The following is a 20,714-nucleotide window of genomic DNA, read 5'->3' as shown; positions in this document are numbered from 1 at the left end:
GGCCCGGCTGTCGGACCGAAGGTGGAAAATGTGGCCGTGCCCACCGAGAACCAAGACACCCTCGCCGGCATCGGCCGGCTGATCGCCGGCCGGTACCGCCTGGAGCGCAAGCTCGGAGGCGGCGCGATGGGCACCGTGTGGTACGCCACCGATGAGCTGCTGCACCGCCCGGTGGCCGTCAAGGAGGTCAAGCTCGCTCCGGGCATGCCCGAGGAGGAGGCCGCCGAGCTGCGCGAGCGCGCGTTGCGCGAGGCCCGCGCGATCGCGGTGCTGTCCCACCCGAACGTGGTGACGCTCTACGACGTCGCGCGCGAGCAGGACGAGCCGTTCGTGGTGATGGAGCTGGTCCCGTCGCAGAGCCTGGCGGTGATCATCGACGACCACGGCGCCCTCGCCGAGGTCCAGCTGGCGGTGATCGCCGACGGCGTGGCGGCCGGGCTGGACGCCGCGCACCGCGCCGGGATCGTGCACCGCGACGTCAAGCCGGGCAACGTGCTCATCGGCGACGACGGCCGGTTGAAGGTCAGCGACTTCGGCATCTCCCGCAACGTCGCCGAGCACACCCTCACCAACACCGGAATCCTGTTGGGAACTCCCGCCTACATCGCCCCGGAGGTCGCGGCCGGCGAGGCGGTGACCTCGGCGGCGGACCTGTGGGGCCTGGGTGCGACGTTGTTCGCCGCGGCGGAGGGCCGTCCGCCCTACGACGTGGGTGATGATCCGCTCGCCACGGTCACCGAGGTCGTGCGCGGCCCGGTCCCGGTGCTGCACCGGCCGGGCGTGGTGGGCGACGTGATCCGGGCGCTGATGGTCAAGGACCCGGCGCAGCGGATGCCGTTGACGGAGGTGCGGCGCCGGTTGCAGCACCTGCTGCCGGAGCCGGGCGCCCGCCCGTTCGAGATGCTGCTGGACCCCGACGCGCCGACGGTCCGGGTGCGGCAACGGGTCCTGCAGCACACGTCGCAGGAACAGCCCTCCGCCCCACCGGCTCCGCAGCTGTCCGGTTCGGCGCCGCTGGCTTCCGATCCCGGGCCGCCGCCGTTCACGCTGGCCGACCCGCCGAAGGAGCGGCGTCGTCCGATGCGCGCGTTCGCGCTGGTCGTGGCGGCGCTGGTGCTGTTCGCGGCGGCGCTGCTCGGGTCGTTCGCGGTGACCCGGCTGCTGGCGGGCGAGTCGTTGCTGCCGGAGCGGAACCCGCTGCCGTCCACGTCGGACCCGGCCCCGTCGCTTCCGGCGCTGACCTCCTACAGCCAGAACGCCAAGCACACCGCCGCGCCCAGCGGTGGCGAGTTCACGATCATGGCCCCGGCCGGGTGGCGGACCTTCCAGAGCGAGCGCAACGACATCGCGAACAACTCGGTGGTGGCGTTCGTGTCCGGCGACGGCGGCACCGAGGTCGCGGTGCAGCGCTACGGCGACTACTTCGCCAACGGCAAGACGCTGGACAGCTACGAGGCGAAGTTCGCGCAGGCCATCGGCGGCCCGGCCGCCAACGTCCGGGTCCACGGCTTCCGCACGGTCGGCGACACCCGCAGGGTCGGGTACGCCACCACCGTCCAGCAGCTGCTCAACGGCCCCGCGAAGCAGATCACGCGCACCACGGAGGCCGCTCTGAAGCGCTCCGGCGACGACCTCTGGATCGTCCGTGTGACCAGCGAATCGGACCAGGTCAACACGGTCCTGACCCTCTTCGACCGAGTCCTGCCCACTTTCAAGCCCACCAGCTGAGGCCGCCCCGGCACCAGCGGTCGTTGCCAGTGGGCGGTTTTTTGCCAGAATTGCCCGCGCCCAACGTCCTCTCAGCCCGGTCGATCACGGCTAGAACCGTCCGCTGGCACGACGACCGGCCAGGCGGAGACCACGCGTGGGGAAGGCGGAGAGACTAAGCTGCCCGGCCGTGACCGCTACGAACATCACCGACCCGTCCGCCATTGCTGACGAGGCCGCGGCGAAGCTCGCCGACCTCACCGGATTCGACAGCCACGACCTGGCCGTCGTCCTGGGTTCCGGCTGGCAGCCCGCCGCCGACGAGATCGGGACGCCGGACACCGAGATCGGCATGGACGAGCTGCCGGGCTTCGCCAAGCCGGGCGCCGTCGGCCACACCGGCAAGGTGCGTTCCGTTCCGGTCGGCGACAAGCGGGTGCTGATCGTGCTGGGCCGCACCCACATGTACGAGGGCCACGGCATCGTGAAGGTCGCGCACGGCGTGCGGACCGCGGTGGCGGCCGGTTGCCGGTCGGTGCTGCTCACCAACGCGGCCGGCGGCATCCGCGAGGGCATGCAGGTCGGGCAGCCGGTGCTGATCAGCGACCACATCAACATGACCGCCCTATCGCCGCTGGTGGGCGCGAACTTCGTGGACCTGACCGACCTGTACTCGCCGCGGCTGCGGGAGCTGGCGCGCGGCATCGACTCCTCGCTGGAGGAGGGCGTCTACGCGGGGCTGCCGGGCCCGCACTTCGAAACGCCGGCGGAGATCCGGATGCTGCGCACCCTGGGCGTGGACCTGGTGGGCATGTCGACCGTGCTGGAGGCGATCACCGCGCGGTCGCTGGGCGCCGAGGTGTTCGGCCTGTCGCTGGTGACGAACCTGGCCGCCGGGTTGAGCGGTCAGCCGCTCAACCACGAGGAAGTGCTGGAAGCCGGCCGGGTTTCGGCTTCGCGGATGGGGCGGTTGCTGCGGTCGTTGCTGGAGGCGGCGTGACCCAGCCGGATGTTCGGGCGGCCGCGGAGCAGTGGATCGCCGACGACGTCGATCCCCAGGCTCAGGACGAGCTGCGGGGGCTTCTCGACTCGCCCGAGCTGGCCGACCGGATGTCCGGCATGCCGAACTTCGGCACCGCCGGGCTGCGGGCTCCGGTGCGCGCGGGCGCCAACGGCATGAACCGCGCGGTGGTCGTGCGCACCACGGCCGGGGTCGCGAGCTGGCTGGTCCAGCAGGGTCTCGGCGGCGGGATCGTGGTGGTGGGCCGGGACGCGCGGCACGGTTCGGAGGACTTCGCCAACGACGCCGCGGGCGTGCTGTCGGCCGCGGGGTTCGACGTGCGGGTGCTGCCGGAGCCGCTGCCGACACCGGTGGTCGCGCACGCGACCCGCGCGCTGGACGCGGTGGCGGGCATCCAGATCACCGCCTCGCACAACCCGCCGCAGGACAACGGCTACAAGCTCTACCTGGGTGGCGGGATCCAGCTGGTCGGTCCGGCCGACACCGAGATCGAGGCGGCGATCGCGAAAACGCCTGCGGCGAAGGCGGTGTCGCGCAAGCAGAACTGGACGCTGCTGGAGTCCGCGCAGGACGACTACCTGGCGCGGGTGGCGGCGCTGCCGCGCGGCGGTGACCGCGAGGTCCGGGTGGCGGCCACCGCGCTGCACGGAGTCGGGGCGAAGACGCTGCGAAGGGCCTTGCAGCGCGCGGGTTTCGACGACGTCCACTTCGTGACCTCGCAGTCCGAACCGGACCCGGACTTCCCGACGGTGGGCTTCCCGAACCCGGAGGAGCCGGGCGCCACCGACGAGCTGCTGCGGCTGGCCGAGGACATCAACGCGGACCTGGCGATCGCGCTGGACCCGGACGCCGACCGCTGCGCGCTCGGGGTGCGCGACGGCGAGGAGTGGCGGATGCTGCGCGGCGACGAGACCGGCGTCCTGCTCGCCTGGCACGTCCTGTCCACCTTGGACGAGTCGGCGCCGGATCCGCTGGTGGCCACGACGATCGTGTCCTCCAGCATGCTGCGCTCGATCGCCGCGGAGTTCGGCGTCCGCTACGCGGAGACGCTCACCGGGTTCAAGTGGCTGGTGCGCGCGGGCGACGGCGAGGGAACCGGCCTGGTCTACGCCTACGAGGAGGCGCTGGGCCACAGCGTCGATCCGGAGCGGGTGCGCGACAAGGACGGGATCTCGACGGCCGTGCTGGCCTGCGACCTGACCGCGAGCCTGCTGGCCTCGGGCGATCACCTGCTGGACCTGCTCGACGAGCTGTCCACCGAGCACGGCGTGCACCAGACCGGGCAGGTGTCGGTGCGGGTGACGGACCTGGCCGTGATCCCCCGCATCATGCGCCGGTTGCGCGAGCAACCGCCGCGCGAACTGGCGGGCGCGGCCGTGGAGGTCCGCGACCTGCTGCCGGACACCGACGCGCTGGTGGTGACCGGCGACGGCGGGTTGCGGGTGGTGATACGCCCGTCGGGAACCGAACCGAAGCTCAAGTGCTACCTGCAGGTGGTCGAGCAGGTCGGCGAGCTGCCGCTGGCGCAGGCCAAGCAGCGCGCCGCCGACCGGCTGGAGGAGCTGACCCGGGCCGTGACGGCCCTGGTGGAGGAGTAGATGCCGAAGCTGCTGATCGTGCACCACACGCCCTCGCCGGGGATGCAGGCGATGTTCGAGCAGGTGGTCGCGGGTGCGACGACCGACGAGATCGAGGACGTCGAGGTCGTGCGACGCCCGGCGCTGGGGGCCACGGCCTCCGACGTGCTGGAGGCCGACGGCTACCTGCTGGGCACGCCGGCCAACCTCGGCTACATCTCGGGTGCGCTGAAGCACTTCTTCGACACGATCTACTACCCGTGCCTGGATGCCACGATCGGGCGACCGTTCGGCTACTACGTGCACGGCAACGAGGGCGTCGAAGGCGCCCAGCGCGCGATCACCTCGATCACCACCGGCCTGGGCTGGCAGCAGGCCGCCGAACCCGCGATCGTCCTGGGCGGCCCGGAGAAGTCCGACCTGGAATCCTGCTGGGAGCTGGGCGCGACGGTGGCCGCGGGACTGATGCCGTAGGTGGTCCCGAGACCACCCAGTTGATCTTGGTCGGGGTGTTTCGAGTAGCCTGATCGTGTCGTCGGGGCGCGCCCCTTGACGACGGCGGGGCGCCCCGGACAGAGCCCGCCTTCCCTCATCACGTGCGATGTTCGGGACGCCCCGCACCTTCGCTCATCGTAATCGGCGACCATGCCCGGTTCGTGATCGTCCGGGATTCCGCAGGCCCTCCAGCAGCATTTCCCGGTCCGAACGCGTTACCCTGCGACAGTGAGTGAGGAAACGATCCGACTCGAACTCGATGACTCCGGCGTCTCCGTGGATCTCCCCAAGCCCGCTGGTCCGGACGACCAGGTTCAGGGCGTTCCCTACCGGCCGGTCGAGTTCCGTGACGACGACCTGCCGGCGGCTTTGGAACGATCCGCCAAGTGGCTTCGCGAGGCCCAGAACTGGCTCGGGGAACCCATCGACGTGATCGCTGTTCATCTCGATTACGACGACCGGGACGGCGCCCCGTACTACGACCTGAAGTTGATGTGCAACGAAGAGGACCTGGCAGGCGCACCCATCGCCATGCGCAGGTTGCGGAGCGGCCCAGTCGGCTGACCCGCTGAAACCCTCTCGATCGACGGCCCGGCCGGCTCCCCCCGGCCGGGCCACTTCCCTGCGGACGTGCATGGAAGTGGCGGAGCCACTTTCTCCCCTGGTGACCACTCTCGGCGCTGGCACCGCCGGAGGTTCTGAGCGGCTTCGTGGCGAGCACGCCGCGACGCCGATGTCCACCCCTTGGGTAAGCGGCATACATCAGGAGTGGCGCGCGGAGTCCACGGAGCCGCTCAGGTTCTCCTACCCGCACCGCCAAGCAAGATGACCCCGATACATGGTTAGAACCTCGAGCGGCGGCCCTTCCACTGCTCCCGGCCTCTGTGGGCTCGGACGGCGCCGTCGAGCAGGAGCACGCCGAACGCGGTCCCGCTGATCGGGGCCAGCGGCGCGAGCTCGGGGTGCGCGCGCATGTACTTCGCTGTCCCGGCGTGGGCGGCGCTCTGCGCGGCGCAGCCGATGAGCCCGAGCGCGGTCAGCGCGGGCCTGCGCTCGCGTCCCACCAGCACCGACAGCGGCGCAGCGACCGACATCGCGATCTGGCCGAGGCCGATCGCGGCCAGCAGCGGCGCCGAGCCCTTGGTGCCCGCCACGAAGCTCTTCCGGAACGACGCCCAGCCCCGCTTGAAGGGGTCCATGCCGCTGGTGCGCAGGTGGTCGAGGCCGTCGACGGTGCGGGTGGTGCCGCCGTGGTCGCGCACGGCGGTGGCGATCGCGACGTCCTCGTTGCGAATCGCGGCGAACGCCGCCCAGCCCCCGACCTTCTCGTAGTGCGAGCGGCGCACCAGGATGCAGTGCCCGATGGCGAACGCCTTGCGCCCCCGGCCGTCGGGCGAGGCGTTCTCGCCGATGAGCTGCAGGCCGGGCGGCATCAGCAGCGGCCAGGTGGCGGAGTGCTGCGGCGGCGGGCCACCCGGGGTGGACACGAGGTCGGCCTCGATGGCGTCCGCGGTGGCCAGCAGGCGGCTGAGCAGGTCGGGAGCCGCGACGGTGTCGGCGTCGAGGAACAGCAACCACTCCCCGGCTTCCGGCGGACCGGCGGCTTCCACGCCGACGTGCATCGCGTGCACCTTGCCTCCCCAACCGGGCGGCGGCGAGTCCACCCGGATCGGCACGACGCGAGGGTCGCGGCGGGCGAACTCGCGGGCGATCTCGCCGGTCCCGTCGGTGGAGCCGTCGTCCACGACGATCACCCGCAGCAGTCGTTCGTGCTCGGCGCCGTGGGTTTGCGACACGATCGAGTCCAGGCAGTCGGCGAGGACGGCGGCTTCGTCACGGGCGGGGACGACCACGGTGACCTTCGGCGGGGCGACCGCACCGGACCGGGGTTCGCGCAACGCTGCGATCGCGCGCGTCTGGCGGATCGTGCGCGCGCTGCGGATCAGCACCCCGGCGGTGACCGCACCGAGCACCCACGACCAGCGGCTGGTGTGTCTTCGCGGTGAAACCACCAACTCAGCGTGCCACGAAGGGGCCACGCGAGCCCTGATCAAACGCCCGAATTGGTATTTAACTTCGCGTTGCGCCCGTACCCCGCCCCGGTTTCCAAACGGGAGTTCCCCGGGTCAGACGGCGCCGTACTCGCGGTCTCCCGCGTCGCCGAGGCCGGGCACGATGTAGCCCGATTCGTTGAGGCGCTCGTCGATGCTCGTGGTCACCACGCGCACCGGCAGTCCGGCCTCTTCGAGGCGCCGGACGCCTTCGGGCGCGGCGAGCGTGCAGATGGCGGTGACGTCGGTGGCGCCGCGCCCGACCAGCAGCTCGATCGTGTGCACCATCGACCCGCCGGTGGCCAGCATCGGGTCGAGCACCAGGACGGGACGGTCGGTCAGGTCGGCCGGCAGCGACTCCAGGTACGGGGTGGGCAGCAGGGTCTCCTCGTCGCGGGCGAGCCCGACGAAGCCCATCTGCGCCTCCGGGATCAGCCGGTGCGCCTGGTCGGCCATGCCCAGCCCGGCCCGCAGCACCGGCACCAGCAGCGGCGGGTTGGCGATCCGGTAGCCGGTGGTCTTGGCGACCGGCGTGTGGATCGGCTCCTCGGCCAGCTCGGCGTCCCGCGTCGCCTCGTAGATGAGCATGAGCGTGAGCTCCTGCAGCGCGGCCCGGAACGCGGCGCTGTTGGTGCGCGCGTCGCGCATCGTCGACAACCGCGACTTCGCCAGGGGGTGGTCCACGACCCGAACGTCCATGACCGACAACAGTAACGGTCGGTCACCACCCCAGCGCCACCGACGTGCGCAAACGTGTCCCCGATCGCAGGTCCGGCCCGACTCGCCCGGAGCAGCGGCGATTGCCGTTCCCGTAGCGCGCCGAGCGGCACTCCTGCACGTCCCGGATCCGCGTCCCGAGCGCGACGCGCTCATCGCCGCAACAGCTGCTGTGCACGGGCCGACCGTGGCCACCCGGAACGTCGCCGTCAACCCGTGGGAGTCCTGAGCGCGAGAGCTCGGAAACCTCGGGTCGGGGCAGAACCGGATTTCCGGCGACGAACCACTTCAGATGGCAGCCGTCATGGGCGAAGCAGCTGTGAGACAGCAGGGGGAGGCCCCGACGTCCATGCCGCGCAGTTGAAGCACCAACTACAGTTCTATGCATGAATTCTGTTCGCTTAGCCGACGCCACGTGGCGAAAGTCGAGCCGCAGCGCGAACAACGCCTACTGCGTCGAGGTCGCGGTCACCGACGAAGTCGTCGGGGTGCGCGACACCAAGGACCGCGAGAGCAGCACCCTCGCCTTCAGCCGCGTGCGGTGGAACGACTTCCTCTCCGGCCTCCGCCACCAGCACCACCACCCGTGAACCCGTAGCGCCTCGGTCACCTCACCCGGATTACCGCAGTAATCAGAACCCCGATTACCGCGGTAATCAGGGTTCTGATTGCTGCCGCATTCGGGTCGCCCCTGGTACCGGGGTCCGGTGACGGGGTCTGGTTCGAACTGGCCGGTGCCTTCGTTCTGCGGATCCGCTGGCGTTCTGGGAGAACCGCTAGTCGAGGGTTTCTCGGGGGACTGCGTGGACGTAGCGGCTTGGCGTGATCGTTCCACCGGGAACGCGCGGCGCTGGTGGCGACCTAGACTGCTGGGTATGGCATGGACGCCGTTCGATCTTGACGATGCCGTGCGGGATGACCGGTCGCTGCGCCGGTTCCTGCACGGACTTCCCGGCGTGGACCAGGTGGGCCTGGAGCAGCGGGCGGCCGGGTTGGGCACCCGGAGCATCAAGAAGGACTCGAAGCTGCAGGCCATCGACACCGCGATCGCGATGGTCGACCTGACGACCCTGGAAGGCGCCGACACCGAGGGCAAGGTCCGGGCGTTGTGCGCCAAGGCGCTGCGGCCCGATCCCGGACAGGACGGGATTCCGCAGGTCGCAGCCGTGTGCGTGTACTCCGACCTGGCCGCCACCGCCGTCGCCGAGCTCGACGGATCGGGGATCCACGTGGCCTCGGTGGCCACTTCGTTCCCCTCCGGGCGAGCCGCGCAGGCGGTCAAGCTCGCCGACGTCGAGCACGCCGTGGCCGCCGGGGCCGACGAGATCGACATGGTCATCGACCGGGGCGCGTTCTTGGCCGGGCGCTACGGGCAGGTCTTCGACGAGATCAAGGCCGTCAAGGCCGCCTGCGGCGACGCGCACCTGAAGGTCATCCTCGAAACCGGCGAGCTGGCGACCTACGACAACGTGCGCCGGGCGTCGTGGCTGGCGCTGCTGGCCGGGGGCGACTTCATCAAGACCTCCACCGGCAAGATCTCCCCCGCCGCGACGCTGCCGGTCACCCACCTGATGCTGCAGGCCGTGCGGGACTGGCGGGACACCACCGGTGAGCTGCGCGGCGTCAAACCAGCGGGCGGCATCCGCAACACCAAGGACGCGATCCGCTACCTGGTGGCGGTGCGCGAAGTCGCCGGGCCCGAGTGGCTCACCCCCGACCTCTTCCGGTTCGGCGCGTCCAGCCTGCTCAACGACCTGCTGATGCAGCGGCGAACCCAGCTCGAAGGCCACTACAGCGGCCCCGATTACGTGGCGGTGGACGGATGACCAGCCCTTGGGAGTACGCGCCCGCGCCGGAGTCGCGCGAGCTCGCCGACCTCAAGCCGAACTACCGGATGTTCGTCGACGGCGAGTTCGTCGACGGCGGCGGCCAGCCGATCAAGACCATCAACCCGGCCACCGAGGAAACCCTCGCCGAGGTGGCCTCCGCCGACACCGGTGACGTAGACCGCGCCGTGGCGGCAGCTCGCCGCGCCTACGACGGGGTTTGGTCGAAGCTGCCCGGCAAGGAGCGGGCGAAGTACCTGTTCCGGATCGCGCGGCTCATCCAGGAACGCGGTCGCGAACTGGCCGTGCTGGAGACCCTGGACAACGGCAAGCCGATCAAGGAATCCCGCGACGTCGACATCCCCACCGCCGCCGCGCACTTCTTCCACCACGCCGGCTGGGCCGACAAGCTCGGCTACGCCGGGTACGGGCCCGACCCGAAACCGCTGGGCGTGGCCGGGCAGGTCATCCCGTGGAACTTCCCGCTGCTCATGCTGGCCTGGAAGATCGCACCCGCGCTGGCCTGCGGGAACACCGTGGTGCTCAAGCCCGCCGAGACGACTCCGCTGAGCGCGCTGGTGTTCGCCGACATCTGCCGCCAGGCCGGGCTGCCGCCCGGGGTGGTCAACATCGTGCCGGGTGCCGGAGACGTCGGGGCCGCGCTCGTGGCGCACTCCGACGTGGACAAGGTCGCCTTCACCGGATCGACCGAGGTCGGCAAGCAGATCCAGCGGACCGTGGCCGGCACCGGCAAGAAGCTGACGCTGGAGCTGGGCGGCAAGGCCGCGAACGTCGTCTTCGACGACGCGCCCCTGGACCAGACCGTCGAGGGCATCGTCAACGGCATCTTCTTCAACCAGGGCCACGTGTGCTGCGCGGGTTCCCGCCTGCTGGTGCAGGAGACGGTGGCCGGGGAACTGCTGGAGAAGCTGCGCGCGCGGGTGAGCTCGCTGCGCGTCGGGGACCCGCTGGACAAGAACACCGACGTGGGCGCCATCAACTCGGCCGAGCAGCTCGGCAGGATCACCGAGCTGTCCGCCAGCGGCGAGACCGAGGGCGCGCAGCGCTGGAGCAGCCCTTGCGAGCTGCCCGAACGCGGGTTCTTCTTCGCTCCGACGGTGTTCTCGGACGTGCAGCAGTCGATGCGGATCGCGCGCGAGGAGATCTTCGGCCCCGTCCTGTCGGTGCTGACCTTCCGCACGCCCGACGAGGCGATCGCCAAGGCCAACAACACGCCCTACGGGCTCTCGGCGGGAATCTGGACGGAGAAGGGCTCGCGGATCCTGTGGGCGGCGCAGAAGCTGCGCGCGGGCGTGGTGTGGGCGAACACGTTCAACCGGTTCGACCCGACGGCGCCGTTCGGCGGCTACCAGGAGTCCGGGTTCGGCCGCGAGGGCGGCCGGGCTGGTTTGGAGGCGTACCTCGATGTCTGACGTTCCCGGCCGGCTGGCCGTCGCCAAGACCTGCAAGCTCTACATCGGTGGCGCGTTCCCGCGCTCCGAATCGGGACGGGTGTTCGCCGTGACCGCTGCGGACGGGGAGTTCCAGGCCAACGTCGCGCACGCCTCCCGCAAGGACGTGCGCGACGCGGTCGCCGCGGCCCGCAAGTCGTTCGGCGGCTGGTCCGGTGCCACCGCCTACAACCGGGGGCAGGTGCTGTTCCGCATCGCCGAGGTGATGGAGGGGCGGCGCGAGCAGTTCGCCGCCGAGGTCTCCGCCGCCGAAGGCGTTTCGCGGGACGCAGCGCTGTCCACTGTGGACATGACGGTGGATCGCCTGGTCTGGTACGCGGGCTGGACCGACAAGATCGCGATGGTGCTCGGCGCGTCGAACCCGGTGGCGGGCCCGTACTTCTCGTTCAGCACGCCCGAACCGACCGGAGTCGTGGGCGTGCTGGCGCCGCAGGAGTCCTCGCTGCTGGGGCTGGTCAGCGTGATCGCTCCGGTGATCGCCGCCGGCAACACCTGCGTGGTCGTCGCCTCCGGCGACCGGCCGCTGCCCGCGATCACGCTCGCCGAAGCGCTGGCCACCTCCGACGTTCCCGGCGGGGTGGTCAACGTGCTGACCGGCCGGGCCGCTGAGCTCGGCCCGTGGCTGGCCTCCCACGCCGACGTCAACGCGCTGGACCCGACGGGGGCTCCGGCGGAGCTGCGCGGGGAACTCGCGCGCTCGGCGGCCGACACCGTCAAGCGGGTGCTGCCGGTCCGCCGCGAACCCGACTGGACCGGCGAGCCCGACCTGCAGCGGCTGCGCGCCTTCACCGAGATCAAGACCGTCTGGCACCCCGTGGGGACCTGAGTTCCGGCCGGAACGTCACTTCTTCTCGGGGTAGCGGAGTCGGCCTCGGCGGATGGCCTGGACGAGCATCGTCATGACACCGACGAAGAAGACGACGCCGAGGGCCAGGATGAGCCAGCTCGGAGCCGAGAACACCGGGGTCTCGTCGTCGAGGTACTTGTTGCAGAGGATCTGCGAGGCGAGGAACGCGACCGCCGCAGCCACCGCGCCACCGGCGAAGAGCTTGTTGTGCGCGGAGGCCGTGTAGGCGCGGAAGGCCAGCAGGACACCGGTCACGACGAAGATCAGCAGCAGCGGCTGGGCCACGACGTCGCGCACCGTGAACGGCACACCTTCCGCTCCGTAGTACAGGCCATCGCCGATGAAGTTCGGGCCGAACATGGCCAGCGCCGCGATCACCACACCGGTGACCACCGTCTTCGCGGTCGAGGGCTTGCCGGTGGCCGGGTCGAGCTGCGCGGCGACCTGCCGGGCGTACTCGCGCGGCTTGCCGAACGCCTCCACCGGATTTTCGCCGGTTTCGATCACGTGCGCCTCGACCTCGGCGAGCACCTCGCCGGCGCGCTCGCCGGATATCTCGTGCATCCGCAGCGCCTTGTACAGATCATCGTGGTACTTCTTGTCCAGCGTCATCATGCCTGCACCCCTCGTTCGACAACGGCGATCGAGTTCCGGGCGAACTCGACCCACTTCGGTCCCATCTCGGCCAGCGCGGCGCGCCCCTGGTCGGTCAGCGTGAAGAACTTCCGACCCGGCCCGCCTTCACCCGCGCGCCACTCCGCCGCCAGCAGGCCGTCGGCGGCCAGCCGGTTGAGCAGCGGGTAGAGCGTTCCGGCCTTCATGTCCGGCAGTCCGGCCTCGGCCAGCCGCTGCAGCAGCGTGTAGCCGTAGCCCTCCCCGCCTTCGGCCAGCAGCGCCAGCACTGCGAGGTCGAGAACCCCCCGGAGCCACTGCGTCTGCCTGGCCGTCGTCGTCCGTTCCGCCATGACTAGAATGTAACACCGACTAGTGTGTGAGACAAACTAGTAGGTCGGAAAAGATCCCCACCGGATTTCCGATGGGGACGTGATCAGCGGATTTGCCAGTCCAGGCGGCCGTCCTCGGTCACCGTCGGATAGCTGTGCCCGGCCGGGACGCCGTTGGTCAGGGCTCGGTGGACATCGGCGAGCATCGCCGCGATGCCCTGCCACTCCGGCCGCAGCACCTGCGCGTGCTCCTGCTCCCACTCCAGCACGCACCCGTGCAGCGGCCCCGGCCTCAGGTCCACCACCAGCTCGTCGGCGAACCCGTCACCCGCGATCGGGATCCACGACGGGTGGAAGCTCGACCCCGGCGAACCCGCGTAGTAGTCGCACGCCGGCCGCTCCCACTGCGCCGTCCAGTTCTTGCGGTGGTCCCGCCACGCGGACAACGCCCGATCCGCCCCGTACGGTGTGTAGAACGGCGGCAGGACGTCGGCCAGCACGTCGCCCTCGGTGCCGCCGCAGCAGATCCACAACGCGCGCAACTCGTCCGGCAGTTCGACGGAGAACTCGGCCTCCAGCTCGGCGAAATCCAGCTCCCGGACGGGCGGACGCAGGGCGGCTGCGGTGACCGGCGCATGTCTTGTGAGCCAGTGCGCGATCTGACTCCACAGCTCCGTGACATCCATTCTGATCATGGTCGCGTGTCGCACACCTGGGCGGTACCGCCAAAGGGGACCTCGGCGACGAGCGGTGAAGGCACTGCGCCGAACAGCCGACCCGGTTGCCCCGAAGCCCGCGAAGCGACAGGTGATCGTTACGAACTGTTCCGTCGTCCGTTGCAATGATCGAACCAGCTACGGTGACACCGGACCAGGGCACAAGCCGTCCACGGCCAACCCGTAGGCTTCCGCGGGGTCTGGTTCTGGTGACCGGAGGGTAGAGAGATGGCACAGGACATCGTCCCCATCGAGCTCGGGCTGCCGCAGGGAGACGTCGTCACCCTGTGGGCACCGCACTGGCGCGAAGATGGCGAGGAATGGGAAGCGTTCCTCGGGTACGGGGATGACCTCTACGGGTTCCCCGATCCCGCGCGGCTCGCCGCGTTCGTGCGCACCGCACGGGAACACGACCTCGACGACCACCCGGCGTGGCACGTGGTGCCCGCGCTGTCGGCCGTCGAGCTCAGCCCCGACGAGGACCACCAGTTCGACCTGGTCGGCGTCCCGGAGCTGGTGGCCGAGCCGCTGGACACCTGGACCGTCGCCGAGCTCGCCGACATCGTCGAGATCGCCCGGTCGCTGGCCGAGGTGTGCGAACTCGACCCGGTCAACGAGGTCCTCGACGCCGCGGACGGCTTCTCGCTGCTCAACCAGGGCATGCTGGCGTTCAACGGCCGCGACGGGCAGAAGCGCTGGAACGAGCTCTGCCAGGTCGTCGTGGAGCGCTGGGACGAGGTGCTCGACGCCATCGACTCCGTCGTGAGCACCCCCGAGGTGCCCGCGGAAGTCGTGGCCACCGCCGAGGCCGAACTGGCCGAGGCGCTGGAGGCCGACAGCGACGACGAGAGCGCCGCCGCCACGACCTCCGATGTGGACGAGATCGAAGAGGTCGAGCTCGGCTTCTGGGGCGAGATCGGCATCGACCCGATCCACATCATCACCAGCGACGCGGAGCACTACACGCTGCGCTGCTACCTCGGCGACGACCCGGTCTTCCTCGGCAGCGGCGGCAAGATCGACGTGTTCAGCTCACCGCGCGCCCTCGCCCGGTTCCTCGCCGACGACGAGGCCGTGGAGGACACCGACATGGCCCGGGTCGCCACCTGGCAGCAGCTGCGCGACGCGGCCACCGGCGGCGAGCTGGAGGTCGAGGTCGAGTCGGACAACACCTACGTGCTCAACGGCCTGGACACCGACCTGCTCGAAGGTCCGTCCGAAGTGGACCCCACGCAGCTGGACCTCGCCGAGGAACTGCTGCTGGACGCGGCGGCCTGGGCGGGCGACGACAGCGCGGAGAAGGCGCTGCAGTCCTCGGAGCGGCTCGGCTGGCTGGTGTCGTTCATCCTGCGGCCGACCCCCAACCGGATGCCGCCGAGCGCGCCGTTCGACGACGAGGTCGAGACCTGGCGCAAGCTCGTCGCGGACCTGGAAACCCGCTTCCGCACCCACTGATCAAGCGACCTCGGTCAAGGCCGGCAGGCGCTGGACGTAGGCCTGGCGAAGGCCCTTCCGCGCCCGGTAGACCAGGGCCGCCGCGCTGTTGCGGCTGATGTTGTAGCGGCGGCTCAGGTCCGACGGCGTCTGGTCCTCCACCTCCACCGACCACAGGACCTGGCGCCACCGCTTGGGCAACCGGGCGAAGGCCTCGCGGACGCGGGCCAGCTCCAGCTCCTCGGCACCGGGGTCGTGGAACCGAACCTGCTCCTGCGGTTCGCAGAAGTCGTCCAGGTCGGCCGAGAGGACCGTGCGGCGGGCCTTGGCGCTCGCCCCCGCGGCGAGGTTGCGGACCGTGGTGAGCAGGTAGGCGCGGAACGCCCGATCCGGACCGCCGCCCCTCCGCAGCACGTCGAGGATCTTGGCGAACGCCTCGGAAACCAGGTCGTCGGCGTCGGCCGGGACAGTCGCGACCTGCATCGCCAAGCAGCGCGCTGCGGCCTGGTGCCGGGCGTAGAGCTCTGCGAACGCGACCATCGACCCGGCTCGGACGTTGCGCAACAATGTCCGATCCTCGCCCGCTGGCATCGGATACCCCTCACTGGACTGACTGTCGAAAAGTCTCCCGCCGCGCCGGAGGGGTGTACAAGGCACGGCTTTTCAGATGGTGATCCCGGAACCGCTCAGTTCCAGTTCGGGTACTCGCCCGCCACCGCCAGGACGCGGGAGATCTCGTCGGCGGCGGCGCGCAGCGGGCGGACGTAGTCGCCGGTCGCGGCGAGCTTGCGGGCCGGGAACGAGAGGGCGAGCGTGGCCGGCGAGTCCGAGCCCTCGACCGGGGCCGCCAAGCACGCCGTGCCCAGCGAGTACTCCTCGGTGTCGGTGACCAGCGCGGGCGTCGGGCGTTCCACCAGCTCGCGCAGACCGGTGATGGTGCGCGGGGTGAGGTCCTCCGGCGGGTAGCGGCGGAAGTGGTCGGTGCGCTCGTCCTTGCTCAGCCCGGACAGCAGGCACTTGCCGACGGCGGTGGCGTGCGCGGCCTCCCGGAAGTCGACCCACGCGTCCACCCGGGGCGTGCGCGGGCTGTCGACGATCGCGTCGACCACGACCTCGCCCTCGTGGTAGCGCGCCAGGTAGATCGCCGCGTTGAGGTCTTCGCGGAGTTCGGTCATCACACCGCGGATGCGGCTGCGCAGCTGCTGCGCCTGCGCGGCGTCGTGCAGACCGGCCACCTGGTCGCCGACGATGAACGCGCCGTCGTCGAGCTTGGCCAGATATCCCTCGTGCACGAGGGTCCGCAACAGGTGGTACGTCGTCGGCAGCGCCAGACCCGTGTTGCGGGCCAGGCACTTCGCCGTGATCCCGCCGGGGTGCTGCCCGACCACCTCCAGCAGGCGAAGCGCCCGCTGGACCGATGCGATCAACGTGGGTTCGCCGCTCCTGTTCACCTGCGCCTCCAGGCCCTTCTCACCTGCGCCTCCAGGACTGCGCAGCGGCTCCGCGCCCGAGGTCCGCTGGCGGCACCTCGCCGCGCCGCCGGAGACCACGGAGCCTACTGCCTCAGCCTCACCCGGTTCAGTTCAGCATTTCCGAATATTTCGGCTTGATCCGCTCGTTGATGATCTCCAGCCGCTCGTCGAACCCGATGAACGACGACTTCATCGCGTTCACCGTGAACCACTGGAACTCCTCCCAGCCGTACCCGAACGTCTCGTGCAGCGCGGCGAACTCGCTGGACATCGAGCAGTGGCTCATCAACCGGTTGTCGGTGTTGACGGTGACGCGGAAGCGCAGCTTCGCCAGCAGCCCGATCGGGTGGTCGGCAAGCGCGGACACCGCACCCGTCTGCAGGTTCGACGACGGGCACATCTCCAGCGGGATCCGCCGGTCCCGCACGTAGGACGCCAGCCTGCCCAGGTGGACCGTGCCGTCGTCGTCGACCTTGATGTCGTCGACGATCCGCACGCCGTGCCCGAGCCGTTCGGCGCCGCAGTGCTGGATCGCCTCCCAAATCGACGGCAATCCGAAAGCCTCACCTGCGTGAATGGTGAAATGCGCGTTCTGCTGCCGCAGGTATTCGAAGGCGTCGAGGTTGCGGGTGGGCGGGAATCCCGCTTCCGGGCCCGCGATGTCGAAGCCGACGACCTGCGCATCCCGATAGCGAATGGCGAGGTTGGCGATTTCGGTGGATCGCGCGTTCTGCCGCATCGCGCACAGCAGCGTGCCGATTCGGATTCGTTTCCCGGCGGCCTCCGCGCGGCGTTCACCCTCGCGGAAACCGTCCTGCACCGCCTGCACGATCTCGTCCAGGGTCAGGCCGCGCTCCTGGAACAGCTCGGGCGCGTAGCGGACCTCCGCGTAGACCACGCCGTCGTCGGCCAGGTCCTCGGCAGCCTCGGCCGCGACGCGGAACAGGGCCTCGCTGGTCTGCATGACCCCCACGGTGTGCGCGAAGGTCTCCAAGTAGCGCTCCAGAGATCCCGAGTCGGCCGCCGTCACGAACCAACGCGCGAGGTCATCGGCGTTGTCGTGGGGCAGCGCGGAATACCCGCCCTCGCGGGCGAGGTCGAGGACGGTCTGCGGACGCAGCCCGCCGTCGAGGTGGTCGTGCAGTAGCACCTTCGGCGCCTGCCGGATGTTTTCCAGGTTCACCGGTGTCGACATGCGCCTACGTTACCCGCCCCGTTCCGGCGCCTCACAGAGTGCCACCACCCGATCACCCAACGGCTTCAGCACTGTTCAGCCGCCATCCACCACTGCTCCGATCGGTGTTCACAACCAATTGGCCCAGCGGTGCCCGCGAAAAAACTCACCCGTATGGAGGCAAACACCTTTCTCGGGGCATTCGGTTCACGATCACTGATGCGAACGGCCTATCGAAACGGGGCCGATCAGACCCAATTGGCGGATCAATGTCGCGGAATGTAACGGGGGGCGGCTATGGGCGCGAGAATGGAGTGGCTAGGCTTCTCTAGTCCTCACCCCCCTCGACGAAGGACGCCCCTAGCCGTGACCGAGAACATGTCGTTCGACCGCATGCGCAACATGCTCACGCGTGCGGCTGAGATCCGCGAAAGCGAACAGCAGCAGATTTTCGACGCACTCGACGAAATCCACGCCCGGCTCTCCCCGCTGGAGTCCCTGGGCTCCGTGCGCAAGCGCCTGTCCGAGCTGCCCGACCGCACCGAGGTCAGCGTGCTCGCCGAACGACTCGACGAGGCACTGGCGAAGCTGGAAGCGCACGACGGTGCGCTGCTGGACCTCAAGGGCGCGGTCGAAGCCGTGGTGGACAAGCTCGCCAAGCCCTTCGCCCAGCTCGACGGCCGCCTCGACGGCGTCGCGGGCCGGATGGACGGCGTCTCCGGCCGCATGGACGGCCTGGAGGACAAGCTCGGCCACATCCACAAGCGCATGGACGAGCTCGGCGCGCACCTGGACAAGCAGGACAGCCGCCTCGAAGCCCTCCCGGCGTCGGTCAACGACCCGGTGCGCGACCGCATCGACTCGCTGGAGACCAGCCTCCGCGGCCGGTTCGCCGAGATCGACGAAGGCGTGCACGAGCACCTGGACGGAACCCGCGAAGCCCTGCAGCGCGCGGTCACCGACTCCGCAGGCAACACCCAGAAGGGCCTCAGCGAGGCCCAGAAGGAACTGGCCGCGTCCCAGAAGGAGCTCGCGGAGGCCGTTTCCGGCTCCCGCGACCAGCTGGACGCCAAGCTCGACCACCTCGCCGAGCGCCCGGCCGTGGACCCGACCGACAAGCTCAACGACCTGGCGCAGCGCCTCGAGGCGCTGACCGACCGGCTGGACCAGGTCTCCGGCCGCCTCACCCAGGTCGAGGAGGGCGTCAACACCCGCATCGACAACGTCGAGCAGGGCGTCAGCGCCCGGCTGGCCAACGTCGAGGAAGGCGTCAAGACGGGTCTCGGCGAACTGGGCGGCACGCTGTCGCAGAACCTCTCGCAGCTGTCCGGCACGTTGTCCCAGCGCCCCGACGCCGACAAGCTCGGCGCCCTGGTCCGCGAGGCCAACGAGGAGAGCGAGCAGCGGCACGCCGGTCAGCTGGACGAGGCGATGGCCACCTTCGCCGAGCTCATCCTCGGCGGCAACGCCCAGTCGACCCCGCCGCCGCCCACGACGCTGCCCCGCCAGCAGCGCCGAGGCCGCTCGAAGAGCGCCAAGCGCGAAAGCTCCGAGAACAACAAGGCCCTGGAAGGCGGCGACGAGGACTTCACGGCCGAGAGCGCCTGAGGCCTCAGCCGGATGACCGGTCCGCGGTGACCTTGTCGAGGATCAGCGGTGTCGACTTCGCGTCGGCACCGCTGATTTCGCATGCGGCGGCGAGTTCTCCGCGCACCGCGGGCAGGGTCTCCGGCCGATCGGTGCGCAGCTCCAGCAGTGGTTGGCCCTCGGTGACCTGCTCGCCCGGTTTGGCGAGGCAGAGCACGCCCGCGGCGTGGTCGACGGCGTCCTCCTTGCGCGCCCTCCCCGCGCCGAGCCGCCAGGCGGCCAGGCCGACGGCGTAGGCGTCGAGGCGGGTGAGCGTGCCGGAGGCGGGCGCGGTGACGGTGTCGACGTGCTGCGCCTGCGGGAGTTCGGCTTCGGGATCTCCGCCCTGGGCTGCGATCATCCGGCACCAGACCTCGTGGGCCCGGCCGTCGGCCAGCACCTCGGCCGGGTCCACATCGGGCACCCCTGCGTGGTGCAGCATCTCGCGGGCCAGCTCGACGGTCAGCTCCACGACGTCCGGCGGCCCACCGCCGCGCAGCACCTCGACGCTCTCGGCCACCTCCAGGGCGTTGCCGACCGCGCGACCCAGCGGCACCGACATGTCGGTGATCAGCGCGCTGACCCGCAACCCGTTGGCCGCACCGATGTCCACCAGCGCCGCGGCGAGTTCACGCGCCTGGTCCGGGGTTTTCATGAAGGCGCCCGAACCGCACTTGACGTCGAGGACCAGCGACTGGACGCCCTCGGCGATCTTCTTGCTCATGATCGAGCTCGCGATCAGGGGCACGGATTCGACCGTGCCGGTGACGTCGCGCAGCGCGTAGAGCTTGCGGTCCGCCGGGGCCAGGCCCTCGGTCGCCGCGCAGATCACGGCGCCGACGTCGCGCAGCCGGTCGCGGATCTCCTCGGCGCTCAGGCTCGCCCGCCAGCCCGGGATCGATTCGAGCTTGTCCAGGGTGCCGCCGGTGTGGCCCAAACCCCGGCCGGAGAGCTGCGGGACCGCCGCGCCGCACGCGGCCACGAGCGGTGTCAGCGGCAAGGTGATCTTGTCGCCCACCCCGCCCGTCGAGTGCTTGTCCACCGTCGGCCTGGACAGGCCGCTGAGCGCGAGGGTGTCCCCGGAGGCGACCATCGCCGCCATCCAGCGAGCGGTCTCCTCCGGCGTCATGCCTCGCAGCAGCACGGCCATCGCCAGCGCCGACATCTGCTCGTCCGCCACCGCGCCCCTGGTGTAGGCGTCGATGACCCAGTCGATCTGCTCGTCGCTGAGCCGATGCCCGTCGCGCTTCGCCCGAATCACGTCCACCGCGGAGAACATGACGCCACCTCCAGCACTCGTCTGCTCGCTTCTCCCCCCCACCACTACAGAGGCGCAACCCACCCGCAGAAATGCACATTCGGCCGAATACCCCTCGATCGGGTGGTCTTGGTCTCGGCCCTCCCACCTGGCCGCGCTGGGGGTGACGCGATTTCAATGAGGTGATCTCAGTAAGGCGTGGTGGGTGTCGCCGTGGCGTGATCTGTGGAGGTGGCAGAGGGCCTGCCTGATGGAGTGGGACGTGGGGGCTCCTGGTAGAAGAACTCCGACCAAAGATGATCTTCACCAGGTAAGGCCCCCACGTGATCACCTATCGTGCCATCCTCGATGTTCCTCGTGATCTCGCCCTGTATCTC

At 70.2% G+C, this 20,714-nt stretch carries 20 protein-coding genes; 11 read left to right on the top strand and 9 right to left on the bottom strand.

All coding sequences use genetic code 11. The features are described from left to right. Nucleotides 1–36 precede the first annotated feature (36 nt). From R4I43_RS11860 to R4I43_RS11840, 5 genes are all read left to right on the top strand, one after another. Complete coding sequence (locus R4I43_RS11860) at nucleotides 37–1,728, top strand: serine/threonine-protein kinase (protein WP_324265646.1); 1,692 nt, start codon at nucleotides 37–39, stop codon at nucleotides 1,726–1,728. Between the two features lie 169 nt (nucleotides 1,729–1,897). Beyond that, the gene (locus R4I43_RS11855) at nucleotides 1,898–2,707 is read left to right on the top strand and encodes a purine-nucleoside phosphorylase (RefSeq protein WP_324265645.1); all 810 of its coding nucleotides are present in this window, start codon (nucleotides 1,898–1,900) and stop codon (nucleotides 2,705–2,707) included. Further along, on the top strand, nucleotides 2,704–4,326 hold the full coding sequence (locus R4I43_RS11850) for a phospho-sugar mutase (RefSeq protein ID WP_324265644.1): 1,623 nt from the start codon (nucleotides 2,704–2,706) through the stop codon (nucleotides 4,324–4,326). Before R4I43_RS11855 ends, R4I43_RS11850 begins: the two co-directional genes overlap by 4 nt. Further along, nucleotides 4,327–4,779: a flavodoxin family protein gene (locus tag R4I43_RS11845; RefSeq protein WP_324265643.1), complete on the top strand. Its 453-nt coding sequence runs from the start codon at nucleotides 4,327–4,329 to the stop codon at nucleotides 4,777–4,779. Nucleotides 4,780–5,028: 249 nt separating this feature from the next. Next, complete coding sequence (locus R4I43_RS11840; RefSeq protein WP_324265642.1) at nucleotides 5,029–5,364, top strand: hypothetical protein; 336 nt, start codon at nucleotides 5,029–5,031, stop codon at nucleotides 5,362–5,364. Between the two features lie 278 nt (nucleotides 5,365–5,642). On the opposite strand, the gene R4I43_RS11835 is transcribed toward R4I43_RS11840, so the two are convergent. Both R4I43_RS11835 and upp read right to left on the bottom strand, forming a co-directional pair. After that, entirely contained in the window at nucleotides 5,643–6,812 is a 1,170-nt protein-coding gene (locus R4I43_RS11835) for a glycosyltransferase (RefSeq protein WP_324265641.1), read from the bottom strand. Between the two features lie 114 nt (nucleotides 6,813–6,926). Then, nucleotides 6,927–7,550, bottom strand: coding sequence for a uracil phosphoribosyltransferase (gene upp, locus R4I43_RS11830; protein ID WP_324265640.1), 624 nt, complete (start codon nucleotides 7,548–7,550; stop codon nucleotides 6,927–6,929). A 404-nt stretch (nucleotides 7,551–7,954) separates the two neighbouring features. Between upp and R4I43_RS11825 the strand changes: the two genes are divergently transcribed. From R4I43_RS11825 to R4I43_RS11810, 4 genes are all read left to right on the top strand, one after another. Then, nucleotides 7,955–8,158, top strand: coding sequence for a DUF397 domain-containing protein (locus tag R4I43_RS11825; protein WP_324265639.1), 204 nt, complete (start codon nucleotides 7,955–7,957; stop codon nucleotides 8,156–8,158). Between the two features lie 285 nt (nucleotides 8,159–8,443). Continuing rightward, on the top strand, nucleotides 8,444–9,394 hold the full coding sequence (deoC, locus tag R4I43_RS11820) for a deoxyribose-phosphate aldolase (RefSeq protein WP_324265638.1): 951 nt from the start codon (nucleotides 8,444–8,446) through the stop codon (nucleotides 9,392–9,394). Next, nucleotides 9,391–10,827, top strand: coding sequence for an aldehyde dehydrogenase family protein (locus R4I43_RS11815; RefSeq protein WP_324265637.1), 1,437 nt, complete (start codon nucleotides 9,391–9,393; stop codon nucleotides 10,825–10,827). The genes deoC and R4I43_RS11815 overlap by 4 nt, the downstream gene beginning before the upstream one ends. Continuing rightward, a complete protein-coding gene (locus R4I43_RS11810; RefSeq protein ID WP_324265636.1) occupies nucleotides 10,820–11,692 on the top strand; it encodes an aldehyde dehydrogenase family protein in 873 nt (290 codons plus the stop codon). Before R4I43_RS11815 ends, R4I43_RS11810 begins: the two co-directional genes overlap by 8 nt. Before the next feature lie 15 nt (nucleotides 11,693–11,707). Here R4I43_RS11810 and R4I43_RS11805 read toward each other — a convergent pair whose 3' ends face one another. The 3 genes from R4I43_RS11805 to R4I43_RS11795 all read right to left on the bottom strand — a co-directional run bounded on the left by R4I43_RS11805 (nucleotide 11,708) and on the right by R4I43_RS11795 (nucleotide 13,343). Beyond that, entirely contained in the window at nucleotides 11,708–12,328 is a 621-nt protein-coding gene (locus R4I43_RS11805) for an HAAS signaling domain-containing protein (protein WP_324265635.1), read from the bottom strand. Beyond that, nucleotides 12,325–12,678 (bottom strand): PadR family transcriptional regulator, encoded by a 354-nt coding sequence (locus R4I43_RS11800; RefSeq protein ID WP_324265634.1) that lies wholly within the window; start codon nucleotides 12,676–12,678, stop codon nucleotides 12,325–12,327. The genes R4I43_RS11805 and R4I43_RS11800 overlap by 4 nt, the downstream gene beginning before the upstream one ends. Before the next feature lie 83 nt (nucleotides 12,679–12,761). Continuing rightward, the gene (locus R4I43_RS11795; RefSeq protein ID WP_324265633.1) at nucleotides 12,762–13,343 is read right to left on the bottom strand and encodes an SMI1/KNR4 family protein; all 582 of its coding nucleotides are present in this window, start codon (nucleotides 13,341–13,343) and stop codon (nucleotides 12,762–12,764) included. Nucleotides 13,344–13,601: 258 nt separating this feature from the next. On the opposite strand from R4I43_RS11795, the gene R4I43_RS11790 reads away from it, so the two are divergent. After that, nucleotides 13,602–14,828: a primosomal protein gene (locus tag R4I43_RS11790; protein ID WP_324265632.1), complete on the top strand. Its 1,227-nt coding sequence runs from the start codon at nucleotides 13,602–13,604 to the stop codon at nucleotides 14,826–14,828. Here R4I43_RS11790 and R4I43_RS11785 read toward each other — a convergent pair whose 3' ends face one another. From R4I43_RS11785 to R4I43_RS11775, 3 genes are all read right to left on the bottom strand, one after another. Beyond that, nucleotides 14,829–15,371: an RNA polymerase sigma factor gene (locus R4I43_RS11785; protein WP_324265631.1), complete on the bottom strand. Its 543-nt coding sequence runs from the start codon at nucleotides 15,369–15,371 to the stop codon at nucleotides 14,829–14,831. Between the two features lie 122 nt (nucleotides 15,372–15,493). Beyond that, the gene (locus tag R4I43_RS11780) at nucleotides 15,494–16,258 is read right to left on the bottom strand and encodes an IclR family transcriptional regulator (RefSeq protein WP_324265630.1); all 765 of its coding nucleotides are present in this window, start codon (nucleotides 16,256–16,258) and stop codon (nucleotides 15,494–15,496) included. Nucleotides 16,259–16,385: 127 nt separating this feature from the next. Further along, nucleotides 16,386–17,474: an adenosine deaminase gene (locus tag R4I43_RS11775; RefSeq protein ID WP_324265629.1), complete on the bottom strand. Its 1,089-nt coding sequence runs from the start codon at nucleotides 17,472–17,474 to the stop codon at nucleotides 16,386–16,388. A 345-nt stretch (nucleotides 17,475–17,819) separates the two neighbouring features. Here R4I43_RS11775 and R4I43_RS11770 point away from each other — a divergent pair, with 345 nt between their 5' ends. Beyond that, nucleotides 17,820–19,061: a coiled-coil domain-containing protein gene (locus R4I43_RS11770; protein ID WP_324265628.1), complete on the top strand. Its 1,242-nt coding sequence runs from the start codon at nucleotides 17,820–17,822 to the stop codon at nucleotides 19,059–19,061. A 4-nt stretch (nucleotides 19,062–19,065) separates the two neighbouring features. On the opposite strand, the gene R4I43_RS11765 is transcribed toward R4I43_RS11770, so the two are convergent. Then, complete coding sequence (locus R4I43_RS11765; protein WP_324265627.1) at nucleotides 19,066–20,358, bottom strand: thymidine phosphorylase; 1,293 nt, start codon at nucleotides 20,356–20,358, stop codon at nucleotides 19,066–19,068. Between the last annotated feature and the right edge of the window lie 356 nt (nucleotides 20,359–20,714).

This window comes from Saccharopolyspora mangrovi, assembly GCF_035320975.1.
Classification (GTDB): domain Bacteria; phylum Actinomycetota; class Actinomycetes; order Mycobacteriales; family Pseudonocardiaceae; genus Saccharopolyspora; species Saccharopolyspora mangrovi.
This window is presented reverse-complemented; position numbering and strand designations above follow the sequence as displayed.

Coding starts and splice junctions, on each gene's coding strand:
- R4I43_RS11845 (WP_324265643.1), top strand. CDS start 4,327: ATGCCGAAGCTGCTGATCGTGCACCACACGCCCTCGCCGGGGATGCAG.
- upp (WP_324265640.1), bottom strand. CDS start 7,550: ATGGACGTTCGGGTCGTGGACCACCCCCTGGCGAAGTCGCGGTTGTCG.
- R4I43_RS11825 (WP_324265639.1), top strand. CDS start 7,955: ATGAATTCTGTTCGCTTAGCCGACGCCACGTGGCGAAAGTCGAGCCGC.
- deoC (WP_324265638.1), top strand. CDS start 8,444: ATGGCATGGACGCCGTTCGATCTTGACGATGCCGTGCGGGATGACCGG.
- R4I43_RS11815 (WP_324265637.1), top strand. CDS start 9,391: ATGACCAGCCCTTGGGAGTACGCGCCCGCGCCGGAGTCGCGCGAGCTC.
- R4I43_RS11810 (WP_324265636.1), top strand. CDS start 10,820: ATGTCTGACGTTCCCGGCCGGCTGGCCGTCGCCAAGACCTGCAAGCTC.
- R4I43_RS11805 (WP_324265635.1), bottom strand. CDS start 12,328: ATGATGACGCTGGACAAGAAGTACCACGATGATCTGTACAAGGCGCTG.
- R4I43_RS11800 (WP_324265634.1), bottom strand. CDS start 12,678: ATGGCGGAACGGACGACGACGGCCAGGCAGACGCAGTGGCTCCGGGGG.
- R4I43_RS11795 (WP_324265633.1), bottom strand. CDS start 13,343: ATGGATGTCACGGAGCTGTGGAGTCAGATCGCGCACTGGCTCACAAGA.
- R4I43_RS11790 (WP_324265632.1), top strand. CDS start 13,602: ATGGCACAGGACATCGTCCCCATCGAGCTCGGGCTGCCGCAGGGAGAC.
- R4I43_RS11775 (WP_324265629.1), bottom strand. CDS start 17,474: ATGTCGACACCGGTGAACCTGGAAAACATCCGGCAGGCGCCGAAGGTG.
- R4I43_RS11765 (WP_324265627.1), bottom strand. CDS start 20,358: ATGTTCTCCGCGGTGGACGTGATTCGGGCGAAGCGCGACGGGCATCGG.